Source organism: Acinetobacter genomosp. 15BJ (genome assembly GCF_000400715.1).
In the GTDB taxonomy this organism is placed as follows: domain Bacteria; phylum Pseudomonadota; class Gammaproteobacteria; order Pseudomonadales; family Moraxellaceae; genus Acinetobacter.
On record NZ_KE007347.1, the window covers coordinates 1,191,538 to 1,208,067 of the forward strand.

At 40.1% G+C, this 16,530-nt stretch carries 10 protein-coding genes; 2 read left to right on the plus strand and 8 right to left on the minus strand.

The genetic code is table 11. The annotated features are described in order from the left end of the window. Window positions 1-53: 53 nt before the first annotated feature. A complete protein-coding gene (locus F896_RS08475; protein ID WP_016163951.1) occupies window positions 54-1,037 on the minus strand; it encodes an ion transporter in 984 nt (327 codons plus the stop codon). A gap of 268 nt (window positions 1,038-1,305) precedes the next feature. Between F896_RS08475 and F896_RS08470 the strand changes: the two genes are divergently transcribed. Both F896_RS08470 and F896_RS08465 read left to right on the plus strand, forming a co-directional pair. Next, entirely contained in the window at window positions 1,306-2,763 is a 1,458-nt protein-coding gene (locus tag F896_RS08470; protein ID WP_016163952.1) for a DASS family sodium-coupled anion symporter, read from the plus strand. A gap of 200 nt (window positions 2,764-2,963) precedes the next feature. Then, window positions 2,964-3,932, plus strand: coding sequence for an IS30 family transposase (locus tag F896_RS08465; RefSeq protein WP_014538385.1), 969 nt, complete (start codon window positions 2,964-2,966; stop codon window positions 3,930-3,932). On the opposite strand, the gene F896_RS08460 is transcribed toward F896_RS08465, so the two are convergent. The 7 genes from F896_RS08460 to F896_RS08440 form a co-directional block, all read right to left on the minus strand. Beyond that, window positions 3,859-6,012: a P-loop ATPase, Sll1717 family gene (locus F896_RS08460; RefSeq protein ID WP_016163953.1), complete on the minus strand. Its 2,154-nt coding sequence runs from the start codon at window positions 6,010-6,012 to the stop codon at window positions 3,859-3,861. The genes F896_RS08465 and F896_RS08460 overlap by 74 nt on opposite strands. 139 nt (window positions 6,013-6,151) lie before the next feature. Continuing rightward, on the minus strand, window positions 6,152-7,342 hold the full coding sequence (locus F896_RS0119900; protein ID WP_081402381.1) for a formylglycine-generating enzyme family protein: 1,191 nt from the start codon (window positions 7,340-7,342) through the stop codon (window positions 6,152-6,154). Between the two features lie 3 nt (window positions 7,343-7,345). After that, window positions 7,346-7,579, minus strand: coding sequence for a hypothetical protein (locus F896_RS21260; protein WP_016163955.1), 234 nt, complete (start codon window positions 7,577-7,579; stop codon window positions 7,346-7,348). A gap of 320 nt (window positions 7,580-7,899) precedes the next feature. Further along, window positions 7,900-10,539 carry a bifunctional aconitate hydratase 2/2-methylisocitrate dehydratase gene (locus F896_RS08455; protein ID WP_016163956.1) on the minus strand — a complete coding sequence of 880 codons (2,640 nt, stop codon included), beginning with the start codon at window positions 10,537-10,539 and terminating at the stop codon, window positions 7,900-7,902. A 260-nt stretch (window positions 10,540-10,799) separates the two neighbouring features. Continuing rightward, window positions 10,800-11,159 carry a hypothetical protein gene (locus F896_RS08450; protein WP_016163957.1) on the minus strand — a complete coding sequence of 120 codons (360 nt, stop codon included), beginning with the start codon at window positions 11,157-11,159 and terminating at the stop codon, window positions 10,800-10,802. A 102-nt stretch (window positions 11,160-11,261) separates the two neighbouring features. Continuing rightward, window positions 11,262-11,732 carry a DUF4124 domain-containing protein gene (locus tag F896_RS08445; protein WP_016163958.1) on the minus strand — a complete coding sequence of 157 codons (471 nt, stop codon included), beginning with the start codon at window positions 11,730-11,732 and terminating at the stop codon, window positions 11,262-11,264. Between the two features lie 242 nt (window positions 11,733-11,974). Then, on the minus strand, window positions 11,975-16,480 hold the full coding sequence (locus F896_RS08440) for a translocation/assembly module TamB domain-containing protein (protein ID WP_016163959.1): 4,506 nt from the start codon (window positions 16,478-16,480) through the stop codon (window positions 11,975-11,977). Window positions 16,481-16,530 lie beyond the last annotated feature (50 nt).

Sequence of the window (16,530 nt, forward strand, 5' to 3'; positions counted from 1 at the left end):
TATTGCCAACCGGTACTTAAACCTTAGGCTACATTTTTATAATAAATTTCAAATTATTCAGGAAGCTTTTCACCACAGTGTGGGCAGTAGCGGCACAATTTCTTTTCTTGCTCCTGATCTTCAAGTAGCTTTTCCCTGACCAGTTGCATAATAATTTCATGGGTCTGCTCTTTGGGTAAACCCACCTTTTTGCGAATCCGTTCAATTTCCACTTGATCATGCAGCAAGTCTAAACCTTTGGCCTGTAGTACCTCTCTAAATTCCTGTTCCAGTCGCTGATTACGCATATTCAACTCATTGGCAAGACCAGAAGCCAAAATACCTGCTGGTAAAGCGGCAATACCGACACCAAGAATAGTAATAAATGCACCAAGTATCCGACCCAAGTTAGTCACTGGTGTCACATCGCCATAACCGACTGTGGTTAAGGTGACCACTGCCCACCACATCGATTGTGGGATTGAGCTAAAGGCTTCAGGCTGAGCTTTATTTTCAACCACATAAATCGCAGATGCCGTCATCACAATCATAATGACCAAGATAAAAATAACCGCTTGGAATGAGCCTTTTTCACGTTGAATGACGCGCAGTAAAATTTGCAGGGAAACAAAATAACGTGTCAATTTCAATAAACGAACCAAACGTAAGACCCGCAAGAAACGCAAATCGATCGGAACAATGAAATTGAGATAAGCAGGCAAAATCGCCAATAAATCGATAATTGCCCCACCACTTTTCATCCAGCGAATCCGTTGTTTCCAAGCAGCCTCTTGTGGCTCCTTCTCAACAATACTCCAAAGCCTCAGCAGGTATTCCCCACTAAAAATGATGATCGAGAGATTTTCAAAAATATCGAAATAAGGCTTGTACAGTTGATAAAATTCGTTGACGGACTCCAATAGAACCGCAGCAACATTGCCAATAATCAAGGCAATCAGTAGATAGTTTACGCAGGTGCTAACCGTACTTTTATAGTCATCATTGTGCAAATTGTCATAAACAAAGCGTCTTAATTGCTGCCATGAAAATTGAGTCATACCATACTTATTGTTTGATCAAGCAAGCTCAAAATGTAGCATGATGCTTTCATATTTAATAAGGGATTTTAATCTGAAGCCCTATTTTCTCGTTTAAAACAAAATCATTCGCCAACTCATTGTCCTATATAACGCTGTTTCAACAAAACTTTCTTTGCAGTTTGGCGCTCGCTTCAACGATAATAAAAGCTTAGTGGTTATTTTCTTTAACGATTCATTCATAAAGAACTATAAATTTTATTAAACCCGTACAACAAGGGGAAATTACATGGGATTTAAAACTCTCCCTACGCTGATCTCTTTATTTATTGCATTACTGATCTGGTTCGTAATTCCTGTGCCTACAGGCGTTGATCCTGATGCTTGGCATTTACTGGCAATGTTTGTTGGTGTGATTGCTGCCATTATTGGTAAGGCCATGCCAATCGGTGCGATTGCGATTATTGCCATTACCTTAGTCGCCGTGACAGGTGTTACCAACGATAGTCCAAGTGGTGCTATTCAAGATGCACTCAGCAGTTTTGCCAATCCTCTGATTTGGTTGATCGGTATTTCGATCATGATTTCTAAAGGTTTGCAAAAAACGGGACTCGGCGCACGCTTAGGTTATTTATTTATCGCAGTTTGGGGCAAGAAAACCATTGGTATTGGTTATAGCATGGTGCTTTCCGAGCTGATTCTTGCACCTGTTACCCCAAGTAATACCGCACGTGGTGGCGGGATTATTCATCCGATTGTCCGTGCAATTTCTACCAGTTATGACTCTGACCCTTCCAAAGGCACCGAAGGTCGTATGGGGAAATATTTAGCTTTGGTCAACTATCAAGCCAACCCGATTACCTCTGCCATGTTTATTACCGCAACTGCCCCTAACCCTTTGGTCGTTGATTTGGTGGCGAAAGCAACCAATAGTCAGATTTCCTTGAGTTGGAGTACATGGGCACTGGCGATGTTATTACCCGGTTTGATTGCTTTGATCATCATGCCATTGATTATGTACTGGATGTATCCACCTGAAGTCAAAGAGACTCCGAATGCTGCTCAGTTTGCCAAAACCAAGTTAAAAGAAATGGGCCCTGTCAGCAAAAATGAAATCATTATGCTCGGTGTATTTGGTATCTTGCTGCTGTTATGGGCAGGTATCCCTGCCATGATCTTCGGTTCAGCTTGGGCGGTTGACCCTACCACAACTGCCTTTATTGGTTTGGGCTTGCTGCTGATTACGGGTGTACTGACTTGGGAAGATATCCTGACGCAAAAAAGCGCGTGGGATACCATTACTTGGTTTGCTGCTTTGGTGATGATGGCGACTTATTTAAATAAGCTCGGTTTAATCACATGGTTCTCAGGTGTGTTAGAAACTGGGATTGGTCATTTAGGTCTCAGCTGGATGCCGGCCTGTTTACTATTAATGCTCGCCTATTTGTATGCACATTATATGTTTGCCAGTACCACGGCACATATTACTGCCATGTTCGCGGCCTTTTATACAGCGGGACTGGCGTTAGGTGCGCCACCAATGTTGTTTGCCTTAATGATGGCAGCGGCCTCTAGCATCATGATGACCTTAACCCATTATGCAACGGGTACATCGCCTGTGGTATTTGGTTCGGGTTACACCACACTGGGTGAATGGTGGAAAGCTGGCTTTGTCATGAGTGTCGTCAATATCATCATATTTGTGGTGATTGGCGGACTTTGGTGGAAAGTGCTGGGTTATTGGTGATTTTAATAATTTTTGTGATGGTTTAGTTTTAATAATAAACCATCACAAAAATTTTACTTAATATTTTTTCTAGTTGATTTTTGAGATAGGGCAGAGTAAAACTTGAAGTGCGACATAAACCACCTAATTAATTTAAAGGGTTTATGGAGTATATAAAATTGTCATACCATCATCTTAACTTTGAAGATCGTACTGCATTAATGCTTGAGTCAAGAAAAGAAGGCTTTTCAGCCAGAAAATTTGCTGAACTCATTAAAAGACATCCTAGTACGATCTATCGTGAGCTTAAAAGAAATAGCATCAATGACGTTTATCAAGCTCGATATGCTTCTGATAACACCTTCGCTAGACGTAGACGTGGTCACAGAAAACTCAAAATCGATTCAATCCTCTGGAAATTTATTGTTGAAGCGATCCGTTGTTTATGGTCTCCTCAGCAAATAGCAAAGCGTTTAAAGACATTTCCTGATTTGGATCAAACAATGAATGTAAGCCATACAACGATTTATTCAACGATACGAGCATTACCAAAGGGTGAGTTGAAAAAAGACTTATTATCCTGTCTGCGTCATGAAAATAAAAAGCGAAAAGCTAACGGTGAACCTAAAAAAGATTCTATATTACAGGATATTAAAACTATTCATGAGCGCCCAGCCGAAGTTCAAGAAAGAAAAATACCGGGTCATTGGGAAGCTGATTTAATTAAAGGTAAAGACAATAAAAGTTCGATAGCAACACTTATTGAACGAAATACACGGCTCTGTATCTTGGCAACATTACCTGATGCAAAGGCAGAATCAGTGCGCAAGGCTTTAACTGAAGCTCTGAAATATTTACCTGCAGAACTGCGTAAAACGTTGACCTATGACCGTGGACGCGAGATGGCAGAACATAAAATACTTGAAGAAGATTTAGGCATAGATGTATATTTCTGTGACCCACATTCACCCTGGCAAAAAGGCACATGCGAAAATATGAATGGTTTAATTAGGCAATATTTACCTAAAGGGATTGATTTAAATCAGGCAGATCAGCATTATTTAAATCAAGTTGCCATGTCACTGAATACTCGTCCTAGAAAAGCGTTAGATTGGCTTACACCATTAGAGAAATTTGCTCAGCTTGTTGATTATCATAAGACTTTTCAAACTGTCGCACCTCATGTTTGAATTCGCCTAGATACTGAGTTTCATAATTATCCAATAGTTTGGCAAAGGACTTATCAATCACATCATATTTTTCTGGATTTCTCAACTTACTTAAAATACTTGCTAAAAACTTAGCATTTAATTTAATTATTAATTTACCTTGAGTATTATACATTTCCTTACACCAATCTAACTCAACTCCTTTTTTTGGTTCATTTAAATCACTCTTTGTAATAATAAAACCTAGTTTTCCATAGTTTTTATTTAAATATGATGCCATTTGTCTATACTCATCTGAACCTATGTCTTTATAGTTCTTTATCTCAAATATCACATGACGAACATCATAATCTGCTTTAATACGTTTCCATACTGTAGAGACTTCTAGATTAGTGGCAATAACATCTCTGCGCTGAGTTGCCGCCCCATTTGGATGTAAATTAAAATTATCAAGATGTGAACTAAAAATTAATTTGAGCACATTAAAACACCATTTTTCAAATTCTGAAGCATCACTTATGCCATCTTTTATATTTCCTAGTGCAGAGGTAAGTTCACCTATTTTTTGTGATCTTAATTGAGGTGCTAAAGATGTTACTTCAATTTCATATTCATCATTTATCTGTTCAGCATCATCAGGAGACAAAGCATTTTTTGAAAGATTTAGTGCAATCCAATAACAAGGATGAATTAATACATTATCATTATCTCTAAATTCCCTATCTGGGTTTCTTCCATCATGACAAAAAGTAAAAATATTACTTTGACTATCATATATACCAACGAATCCTACGCTATATAATGACCGCAAAACACCTGAGGAACTTAAAACGCTGTAATCTAATTTTTCTTTCTCACTTAAGCTAATCACTGAACTAAAATAACTTTCAACAGTTTGTAGCATTTCATCAACAGACATTTTGGATGTTGTGCCCATAAATGCATTTACAGCAGGCTTTATTGATGGAAAAATTGCATAATATTCTTTTTGCAGATCATCTAGCCTAGCTTTAGAAATTAATTTAGCTGCAGCCTCAATATCTCGCATAATCAAGTTATTTCTATCTTCTGATAGGCACTGATAAAAAGCTTTATTTAATAATGAAATTATATCTCTAGGTCTATAAAGAGTAAATTGTAAACATTTTTTAAAGCCCTCTTCTCCTTTAAGTTCATTACCAAGCCCTTGATCTACAGCAATACGATCCCATATTTTTCTAGAATTTTCTAAATTAAGATTTAAACTAGAGTTTATACGCTTCGTAACTAAGTTAAAAAGTTGTCTTACGTCCCAATGTATTCGTATCAACTCACCTTCAATGTTTCTTGTATAATCATCATCATAACGGGCTACTGAACGAATAATATTGTCTCTCTGAAATATAATAACTCTTATTTTCTCAAACTTCTTATTTAATTCAACACCAGAAAGAATTGTGCCAGAGACTATAGCTGCCCCTATTTCATCATTTTCATAACCTTCATCTAATTTATCTACTAAAATACATATATTATTTCTTTTAGTAACAATATTTTTTTCTATAAACCTTTCAAAATCCTGCAATCTTAAATCGGCGCTTAACAACCCTAGAGCTAACTCAGGGTCTTTATAGCTTTTTAAAACATCCTGCATTTTCAACGCCAATCTCATAAAAAAACTATTTTGATTATATTTCTGCCATTCTGTTAGCTCCTTAAAAATAACCAAATCATTTGTACATACATCTTTCAATTTATAATCTTTCGAAAATGAATTTAATATTTCTAAATAAAACCCATATTTAACGAATAATTTTGCAGCAGCTCTAGCTGTAGAGTAATTAACATTAAAGAATGAAAAAACTCTTCTAAAAAAAATTGTTTCCTGATCTTCTGGTGAAATTGCAATAGTATAATTTTTCTGCTGGCGCCATACTTCATGGAGTTTATAGAAAATAGCACTTTTGCCTGTACCCCTCCGCCCAATCACAACAGTAGCATCTTTAGATTCTATTATTGTCCTATATGCTGCAGTTTCAATAAAATTAATACTAAGATTGAACCTATCATTTTCCGCTATTTGATCACCCAGCAAGCTAGCTCTTATAATTTTATTATCCATAATTACTTTTCCAATTATTTATATCTTTTTATCCTATTTTTAATTCTTTTTCAAATAATTAAGAAAAAAGACTGATTACTCAGTCCTTATTTTTGCTAACCCAACTGCTTAAGTCAATTAAGTAATTTAACCGATAATCTTAAATTTCCCGAACTACACGGAAACCCCACATCGTTGAACGTGCCTGAGACGAATAATAGGCATTGCGGTAAGCCGTTCGCACATTATGAACATTATAAATCCACGCCCCACCACGCAATACTGGGAAGTTACACAGACCATTATTTTCAGCACCCCAACGTACTGCTGTTGCAGGCGCACCTTGATAATTGGCATGCCAACAATCATCTACCCATTCACGCGCATTGGCGAGTACATCATATAAACCAAAAGCATTCGGTAAAAATGAGCCCACAGGTGCGGTATATGCATAACCATCGTTACAGTTAAATGCTCGCCATGTCGCTGTATTGGTTTCTGTGCTTGTCGTGCTTACATCCAAAACATTGGCGTACTTGCAGGCTTGATCACGCTCAGGGTCATTACCCCAATAGAATGCGGTAGATGTCCCTGCCCGCGCTGCATACTCCCATTCTGCCTCAGTCGGCAAACGGTAGGTTTTTCCTGTTTTTTCAGACAACCATGCAGAAAAAGCCTGACCATCTTCACGACGTACACAAACAACGGGATCTTGGGCAGTCTGTGCAAATCCTGGATTACTCGGGTTTAAGTCCTTGCGATACCACATATTAAACTCACCGCCACGCGTTTCCCAACTTCTACAGCCCTGTACTTCCCAACCTGTTTCTTTCTGGAATTGATGAAATTGAGAGACAGTTGTTTCATGAGATGCCATTGCAAATGGTTGCGTAACATTGACTTGATGTTGAGGCAATTCATAAGGTCTTGCCTGTGCAGGTACGCCTTCTCGCTCCTGTTCTTCCAACGTCCCGCCCATTTGATAGCTTCCTGCAGGGATCACTGTCATCTCTGGGCAAAAGCCATCAGAACAATCTTTAAATTTAAATGCCGCAACGGTGTTTGTATTAACATCTACATTGGTTAAACGTGCAGGTTGAATTGATACATTCATTTGTGGCGGCTTATTGAGCTGTTTCGTTAATAAATCAATGGTTCCCTGCCACTCATTCAACATTTCACGCAGCATTGCAGGACGCTCCATACTCACACCCGTGCCATCATAATCTGACGCATTACAACGTTCACGGATAAAAGTGGCTTCTGAACCAAACTGAGTAAGCTTAGGCAACATGCGCTGATCAATAAAAGCGGCTAAATTGTTTTGCTGCGTGGATAATGCTGCTCTCAAATCTTACAAGGCGGTTAATGCTTTATTATTTTGTTCTATCGCATCTCGATATACCGAATCACATTGGTCATTTTTCCAAACAAGGCTCTGACTTAAAGCGGTTAAGGCTACTGTGGTGGTTTGCAGCTTTATCTCAGAATTTACTTTTTTCTTATCATCACCATTACAGGCTGCCAATAGGCATCCTGCAAGAACAATACCTGCTGCTTTAACATAGGTTTTGGAAAAAGTTTCCATCATCGAACTCCTTTTTATATGATTGAATAAAATCCTGTATGTTTAAGATAAACGCAGTAGATACTAAGCTTGAACATATACAGGAAAGTTTATTGTTCATGAATAATTAAAATGTATTGATGATTTAATTAGCATAGAAAAGAAGCAAACTCGAAATTGCTCAAGAAAAAACACAGATTAAAGTTATTCTGAAAAGTAAATCTTCATTTTTAATACATTTACTTTGCCTAAATTGTTAAGTCACATCTGGCATAACGACAGTACAGCATCAAAAAAATAAGGGCTGATTACTCAGCCCTTATTTTTAGCTCACTAACGTATTAGGTTAATTGAGCAGCTTGGATTTTCTTGGTATCAACTTGATCAGCTTCTTTTGTATATTCGCTCATCTTGTCGAAGTTCAAGTATTTGTAGATGTCAGCAGAAGCGCTGTCGATTTGCGACGCGTACTGTTGATATTCTTCTGGGCTTGGTAATTTACCAAGAACCGCAGCGACAGACGCAAGCTCAGCAGAAGCCAAGTAAACGTTTGCACCTTGACCTAAACGGTTCGGGAAGTTACGTGTAGAAGTCGATACACATGTTGTGTTCGGTGCTACACGTGCTTGGTTACCCATACATAATGAACAGCCTGGCATCTCTGTACGCGCACCAGCACGGCCATAGATGTTATACAAGCCTTCTTCCATCAATTGATGCTCGTCCATACGTGTTGGTGGAGCCAACCATAAACGAGTAGACAATGAACCACCAGGTACTTTGTCAAGTAACTGACCCGCCGCACGGAAGTGACCAATGTTGGTCATACAAGAACCGATGAATACTTCATCAATCTTGTCGCCTTGAACGTCAGAAAGAAGTTTAGCGTCATCTGGATCGTTCGGGCAGCAAAGAATTGGTTCTTTGATGTCAGCAAGATCGATTTCGTAAACTTTTAAGTATTCAGCATCAGCATCCGCTTTCAACAAGCTTGGGTTATCTAACCACTTCTGCATGTTTTCAGCACGACGCGCCATTGTACGCGCATCGCCATAACCTTCTGCAATCATCCACTTCAACATGGTGATGTTAGAACGTAAGTATTCAGCAACTTTCTCTTCAGAAAGTGTAATTGAACAGCCAGCAGCAGAACGCTCAGCAGATGCATCAGAAAGTTCGAATGCTTGCTCAACAGTCAAGTCATTTTCCATTTCTGATAAATCGATCTCAAGGATACGACCAGAGAAGATGTTTTTCTTACCTTTCTTCTCTACAGTTAAGTCACCCGCTTGAATTGCGTAGTAAGGAATTGCATGTACAAGGTCACGTAAAGTGATACCAGGCTGCATTTTACCTTTGAACTTAACAAGTACAGATTCAGGCATATCCAGTGGCATAACACCAGTTGCAGCTGCGAACGCAACAAGACCAGAACCTGCTGGGAATGAAATACCGATTGGGAAACGTGTATGTGAGTCACCACCAGTACCAACAGTATCTGGAAGTAACATACGGTTTAACCAAGAGTGGATAATACCGTCACCTGGACGTAAAGATACACCACCACGGTTCATAATGAAGTCAGGTAATGTATGGTGAGTTGTTACGTCAACTGGTTTTGGATACGCAGCAGTGTGACAGAAAGACTGCATCACTAAGTCAGCTGAGAAGCCCAAGCACGCCAAGTCTTTTAACTCATCACGCGTCATCGGACCTGTTGTATCTTGAGAACCAACAGTGGTCATCTTAGGTTCACAGTAAGTACCCGGACGGATACCTTGGCCTTCAGCTAAACCACATGCACGACCAACCATCTTCTGAGCTTGGGTGAAACCTTTGCCAGTGTCAGCAGGTTGTACAGGCGTACGGAACAATGTAGAAGGTGCAAGACCTAATTCTTCACGTGCTTTAGTTGTCAAACCACGACCAATGATCAAGTTAATACGACCACCAGCACGTACTTCGTCTAAAAGTACAGGCGTTTTAAGCTCAGCTTCTGCAATTTGTGCACCGTCTTTGAATGCAGTTACTTTTGCAGCAGCGTGATCAATTTTCAATACAACTTCGTCGCCCATATTCATGTTGGCAACGTCGATTTCAACAGGTAATGCACCTGCATCTTCCATTGTGTTGAAGAAAATTGGCGCAATCTTAGTACCTAAACACACACCACCGTCTTTTTTGTTTGGAATGTGTGGAAGTTCGTCACCGAAGAACCAAAGTACAGAGTTCGTTGCAGATTTACGAGAAGACCCCGTACCAACAACGTCACCTACGTAAGCAACTTGGTTGCCTTTCGCGATCAATTCTTTGATTTGGTTTAATGGACCAACTTCACCTGGTTTTTCAGGTTTAATACCATCACGCTCGTTTTTCAACATTGCGTTTGCGTGTAATGGGATATCTGGACGGCTCCAAGCGTCTTGAGCTGGAGACAAGTCATCCGTATTGGTCTCACCTGTTACTTTGAACACAGTGATTTTGATTTCTTCTGGAACGTCAGCACGGCTTGTGAACCATTCTGCATCAGCCCAAGATTGTAATACCGCTTTAGCAGCAGCATTACCTGCTTTTGCTTTGTCAGCTACGTCATGGAACGCATCAAATACAAGAAGTGTTTTCTTTAACGCTTCAGCCGCTAATTCTGCAAGTTCAGCATTGTCTAGAAGTTCAACAAGTGGTGCTACGTTATAACCACCAAGCATTGTACCTAGTAAGTAAACTGCACGTTCTTTAGATACGAGTGGAGAGGTTGCTTCGCCTTTTGCAACGGCAGCTAAGAAAGCAGCTTTTACATATGCAGCTTGGTCAACACCTGCTGGAACACGATTTTCTAGTAAATCTACTAAATAAGCTTCTTCACCTGCTGGTGGATTTTTTAATAAGGCTACGAGTTCAGCAGTTTGAGCATCATCAAGCGGCTTCGGTGGGACTCCGAGTGCGGCACGTTCTTCAACGTGTTGGCGGTAAGCTTCTAGCACAGTGTTATTCCTCTTTTTTAAAAAATTACTTGTAAGTTCCAGCTTGCTACAAGCTTTACAAGTAATGTGGACAAGTAAAATTTTACTAGACTTCGCGTTAAATGTTAATGCAACTACCGTATTTCTACGTGATGCCCATTATTTTATAGCGAAATGTTCATCCCTTGGAAATACCGCTTTGGTCTTAGGTTAAAGTCTAATAAAACAATAAATTACATCCATAAAAAAAGACAAACGGTGTTGTCTTTTTTATATACACATTAAAAAAGTTTATAGTTTGGCAGCTTGTCATGTGGGGTAACCAAGCATTCTTCCATAAACTGTTTCTTTAAATTTTCACGTAATGCTTCTGGATCTTTTTTCAATTGATCGGTAGGAAGTGCATAAACCGTGTCCAAAATTTTAAAGATAAATTTGCGTGTCATTTCATCTTCAATCTTTGCCGCATATTCCGTTGCTTGTTTTTGCTCAATTCCATTTTGACGATCTAGCGTAATCGAACGTGCAGCGTTACCCACACTGACGCAATAGCCATGCCATTGTTCTTCAGGGGTTAACGGCTTTTTCTCAGCACAACCAGCCAAAACTAAACCTATTGCAATAAACAAAACTTTTTTCATCATCATACTGCGGCTAATTTGATGCACACATCATACTGAAACTTGTTTATTTTGCAAAAGGAAGCCTTTAAAACAATGCTTTCCGTAATAAAAACATACAAATCATTTGCTACAGCGCATGTTATTGCCTAACTTTTGACATTTCCCCCCATTCGCAGAGAGATATGTCGTTCCTGCGACGAGATTATAGAACTTGCCTTTCATATCCCAACATCTGACCCCATTGCAGTTTTTGACAGGGATAAGCACGTCACTTGTCGCGGTAAGGTTGCTTGTGGCTGTCGTGGTCGCAGTTACAGGCTTGGTTGGTGTTGTTGCGGCAGTTGCTGCGGTCACCGTTGTAATTTTTGGCTCTTTCGGTGCAGTCGGCTGTTGTGCTATGGTATTGCTATTCTTTTTAACAGGATCGAGCTGAGGTTCTTGCCTTTGTACAGGTTGCGGTGTTGCAGAATAGGTGGTAACGCCTTTGGCATCGACCCATTTATAATATTCCTTGGCATTAACTTGGAGTGTCGAACTGAGGAGCACTAAGCCAAGCACTGCCCAAAGCTGACCAAAAGTGACAGATTTCATTTATTTTCTCCAAAAAATGTCGTAAAATCGTTTATTTTCAATAAGTTATATTAATTCTATCACATTTCTATTTTCCAAGATAATGTCTTATAAAAAAACTGTTTAGAAAATTATTCTAGGCCTCTAATACATTTGTCCTAATTGATTTTTGGGAGGTTGAACAGTGTTACATCCATAAAAAAGAGGAACTATTTCATCGAAATAATTCCTCTTTCCTGTTCTAAGCACAGCTTAAAGAAAGCTTAGAAACGCCAGTTATAGAATACGTCAATTGCACGTTCTAAAGACTGACTCGCCTCTAGATATAGACGACGATTCATCTGATAACGCAAGGTCAATTTATTCACTGGGGTAAACACACCAATACCATAACGAATAAACAGATCTGGCGTGATATAGCCTGTCAGACTGACCTGCGTATCATCGCCTGTACCCTGTGCATCCAATGCCAAGCCACTTAGACCAAAGGTTCGACCAATCTGGTTGGTCAAAGCACGCGTACCGCCCAAGCCCATACTGATACCCGCAGCAGCAATGGTATTATTCACGTCAGACTTAAAGCCTTCAGTGTTACTTAAACCACTATTACCTTCATTAATACGGCCGGTCAGCAAGGCATTCAAGGCTTCTTGTTCAGACAAGCCTGCATCGTTATAAATTTGAATATTCGGCACAGTCGCTGTACCTGTAACCCGCACCCCGACCATGCTACCTTGAACAGGTTTATTGGCATCAATATCCAATGTCGGGTTCGCCAATGGCCCATTGAAACGTGCAATTGCTCGATTCAAATCAAGACTTTGCCCATAGGCTTCGATCTTCACTTTCTGACTGACACCAATTGCACCATTAGCACGCATTGCAGTTTCTAAACCACGTTGCGATAAGTGCAGACGACCGACCAATGGAATGGTGCTTTCAAAACCTTGGAAAATGACTTGGTTACCTAAAGTCACGGTCATATCAGCACGAATGTCCCACGGTTTAGCCGCTTTTAATGTCGCCAGCAGGTCTTGACCTTGTTGAACCACACGCACATCAGGTGATAAGTTCACTACCGTCGCAGAACTTTCTGGCATCGAAATACGTGCACGCGGTACATCAATTTTCCCTTTCAGGCTTAAACGTTGGTCAAAAGGATAGACATCCAAACTTAAATCTGGCTCTACAATGGCCGTGATCATCGGTGCTTGGCGTACCAATAAGTTGTCACCTTTCAGGGTCAGATTTAAATGTGGGTCATTTTTCCAATCAAAATTACCCTTCAAACGCCCAACACCCTGACCACTATTAAACGCACCATCAATACTGGCAGATTGCTGACGTATCGAAGAATAAAGTTGGATATTGCTTAAATTGACAGGCAGAGAGATCATCGAAATTGCGCCATTTTTTAAGCGCATCTCACCGACAAACTCAGGTCGAGTCAAGGTTCCATTCATTTTACCTGCTAAGGCCAAAGTCCCTGACATTGAACGCACATCTTTAATAAATGGCTTAAATACTTTCAACTGCACATCATTAAATGCAACTTCACCGCGCATTGGCATATTGGCTTGATATGGATTAACAATCACATTGGCATAACCCGTCCCAATGTCTGGTGTTTTCATATCGACGCGTAATAACAAACCTTCGCTGATACTTTTCGCAATCAGACTTAATTCATCATAAGTGACCGTTGTAGCAGGATCTTGTGGATCATCTGCCGCCAATCCGATTTCACCTTTTTGGGTAACTAAACGTGCATCTAGTTTAGGATGACTACCCTGTGCCCAAGATGCTTTGGCATAACCATTGAGTTGACCTGTAACAGCCAAACCTTCAGGCATAAATGCGGTAAAGTCTTTTAAATCCAGATTTTTGGTAATGAATGAGAAACTGCCTTTTGCTTTGCTAAGACGTGCAGGTTGATCCAAACATAACTGACTACTCGAACTCTGCCAGCAATGCTGACCCACATATAATTCCTGTTGCGCCGTGGTATAGATAATCGGCGCACTTTGGTTTTGTACCAAACTGATATTACGCGAGGTAAAATTACCTTTTTGCAGTTGACCTAACCAGTCGTTCTTCGGATTGAAACCGCCAGCCAGTTGTAGATAAAAATTCGATTGACGGTTTTTACTCTCAACCTTTAACACATGTGCCTTGCGCGTTCCCGCCAAGTTTACTGTCGCTTGTTCAATTTCACGATTGCCATTACGCAAACGATCTACAGTTGCGGTCAGTTGTGTTGGTGTGGTTTCAGAGGTTGGCAATTCACCTTGCACTTTTAATGAACGAATTGTCACCAAATCATTAAAGGCAAAATTATCAACCATCATATTCGCAGTTGCTTTTAGGCGTGGCTGTGACTGTACATTTAAACTGCCATAGGCACGACCACGTAAGCCCGGATAAAGCTCATATAAAGCAGGTGCATTCAACTTAATACGTAGGTTTTGTGCATTACCTGTGGCTTGTAACTGGTTCTGTGCATAGGCAAAGAATAAGTCATTGGCTTCGAATTGTTGTGGCAAGAAACCTTGTTGATTCGAATCAAGCAACAAACTCAGATTACCACGACCACGAATGGGTTTGTTATTTAGGAAACCTGCAACATTGAGCTGACGGATATCAATACGTTTCAGTTTATCCGACCAAACACCAAGTGTTTTAACTCGTCCAGAGACTTCACCTTTGACGCTTGAAACAAAATATTGCGGTTTAAAACGTACCAGCGAAGCATCAATATCCCAACCCAGTTTATCTTTAAGATTGACTGCACCGGTTGCAAAGATTTTGCCTGCCACACCATCATGATTAAGTTCATTGATCTTGATGTAATCCGGCGTACCTGCAACCTTAATCTTTAATACACCGTTACCCTGATTCAACGCATTTAAAGAGCCATTATAATCCACGGCAAAACTTTTAAAGCCGCCACCTGCTTTTTCATCATTAAAAATCAAGGCAGCCGTACTTTTGCCTTTTAAGGCAATGGTTTCTGTTTTATTGTCTTGTGGCAATTGCCCTGTTAAATCAATCTGTTCAAGCTGAATAATTTGTTGATTTGGTTTGGCAAAACCAGTAGCTTTTATTTCACCATTTAATAAGTTAATCGGTGCAGCCGCGGCAACTGTTTGCGGATTAAAATCCTGAGCTTTAAGCTGCGCTTGCCACGACAGCTGTTGCTTTTCGGTAGGCAACTTAACTTTGGCCTGTCCTGACAAGCTGCCTTTTTCCGACTCATAACGGAAGCTTTCCACATCTAATAGATCGCCTTTTACATCTAAACGCGCATCATATTTTCCTGTTGGTAATAAAGCTTGTTCATGAGGACGAATCGTTGTTGTCAGATAAATATCTTGCTGACCTTCTTTTAAAGTCAGATTGGTATGACCTTCTTCACTACTGAGCCAGCCAATATATGGCATGGCACGATCAATCCCTTTCCATGAAACATCCAGCAACATTGGTTGTGCTTTATTATCTTTTTCTTCCGCTTGATCTAGCTTAACCGCCCAAGTTTCAAATTTATCAAATGCAAGTTGCGCGTTCAGCACCAAGCCTTTTTCCATTGAACCTGTAGAACTTAAATTCGCATCCAAGTTTGGTGGCAAGAAATCTTGTGCAATTTGCGGAACAGTTTTGTCTTTCGGGTCTAAGCGTTCTAAACGACCTTTAACATCCCAAGACACATGATCATGCCAGTTTACAAAACCCAGTAAGCTAACCACACCACCCATCAACTGGCCATTAAACTCACGGATATTCAATTGATGGGTTAAATCAGTATCCATCAGTGCTGTATATTGCCCCTCTGGAACTTGTTCGCCTTTTAAATCTGTATTCAAACTTAAAGCTAATTTTTGGATATCGCCATTAAATTTCGCAATACCGTCTTTGGCAAAAAGCTTCTGATCTTTCAATAAAGGTAAATGATAGTTCTTAAAGAACAGCTCACCATTCATCGGCACATGATCACGTACTGGATGCACTACCGCCCAACCTGTGAGCAGGTCTGGGGTACGTGTTGCAACCCCTACTTTTAAGGTATCTAAAGAGCCTCGAGCCGCGACTTTAATCACATCAATATCTAGGCTTTTGAGCGATGGAATGATCAAATCGGCAGTCGCATTGAGTGGATATTTACCACTAAAATCCATTTCTCCTGTTGCCTTATTTACTGCCAAAAATTCCATCTTCATGCGTGAATCTTTGAACTTTAATTTTGTTTCTGACCATAAAGCATCTTTTAGATAGATATCACTAAAATCGACTTTAGATGTAGTGGTTTGCAATTGCAAATGGTCTAGGCTGGCTTCATCAACGCGCAATACAAAAGGAAGTTTGATCGGATCGAATCCAAACGGTTTGCCTGATGGTGGTTTCTTATCAAGAATTTTTAGATTACGAACATCGGCATGGCTAAGGTGCACTTCTTTCTTAAGAATCGCTCGCCATCCCAAAGATACATCGGCGCGGTCTAAAGAAACATCAATTCCTTCCAGTCGTACCAACACATTTTTTAAGATAATGCCTGAGATCAGATTACCGCTTTCATATTCGTATTTAATGGTTTTCTGGCTTTGAAGTACACGGTCTAATAGAAAACGGCTACCCTTGTCCGTTGACATCATCACAACCAAAGAACTGACCAGTAATAAAAGAATGATCAGCACAATCAGCACTACATTTCGAGCAATGCGCCGCGGTGGTCTTGGTTTTGTTGGAGGGGTAAGTTGCTGTTCTACTTCCGTCATAATCAACCCGAGAATGTTTTGCCCTGATCAAACACAGGGCTAAAAAAGTT

Coding starts and splice junctions, on each gene's coding strand:
- F896_RS21260 (WP_016163955.1), bottom strand. CDS start 7,579: ATGGAAACTTTTTCCAAAACCTATGTTAAAGCAGCAGGTATTGTTCTT.
- F896_RS08445 (WP_016163958.1), bottom strand. CDS start 11,732: ATGAAATCTGTCACTTTTGGTCAGCTTTGGGCAGTGCTTGGCTTAGTG.
- F896_RS08465 (WP_014538385.1), top strand. CDS start 2,964: ATGCTTGAGTCAAGAAAAGAAGGCTTTTCAGCCAGAAAATTTGCTGAA.
- F896_RS08475 (WP_016163951.1), bottom strand. CDS start 1,037: ATGACTCAATTTTCATGGCAGCAATTAAGACGCTTTGTTTATGACAAT.
- F896_RS08440 (WP_016163959.1), bottom strand. CDS start 16,480: ATGACGGAAGTAGAACAGCAACTTACCCCTCCAACAAAACCAAGACCA.
- F896_RS08470 (WP_016163952.1), top strand. CDS start 1,306: ATGGGATTTAAAACTCTCCCTACGCTGATCTCTTTATTTATTGCATTA.
- F896_RS08450 (WP_016163957.1), bottom strand. CDS start 11,159: ATGAAAAAAGTTTTGTTTATTGCAATAGGTTTAGTTTTGGCTGGTTGT.
- F896_RS08460 (WP_016163953.1), bottom strand. CDS start 6,012: ATGGATAATAAAATTATAAGAGCTAGCTTGCTGGGTGATCAAATAGCG.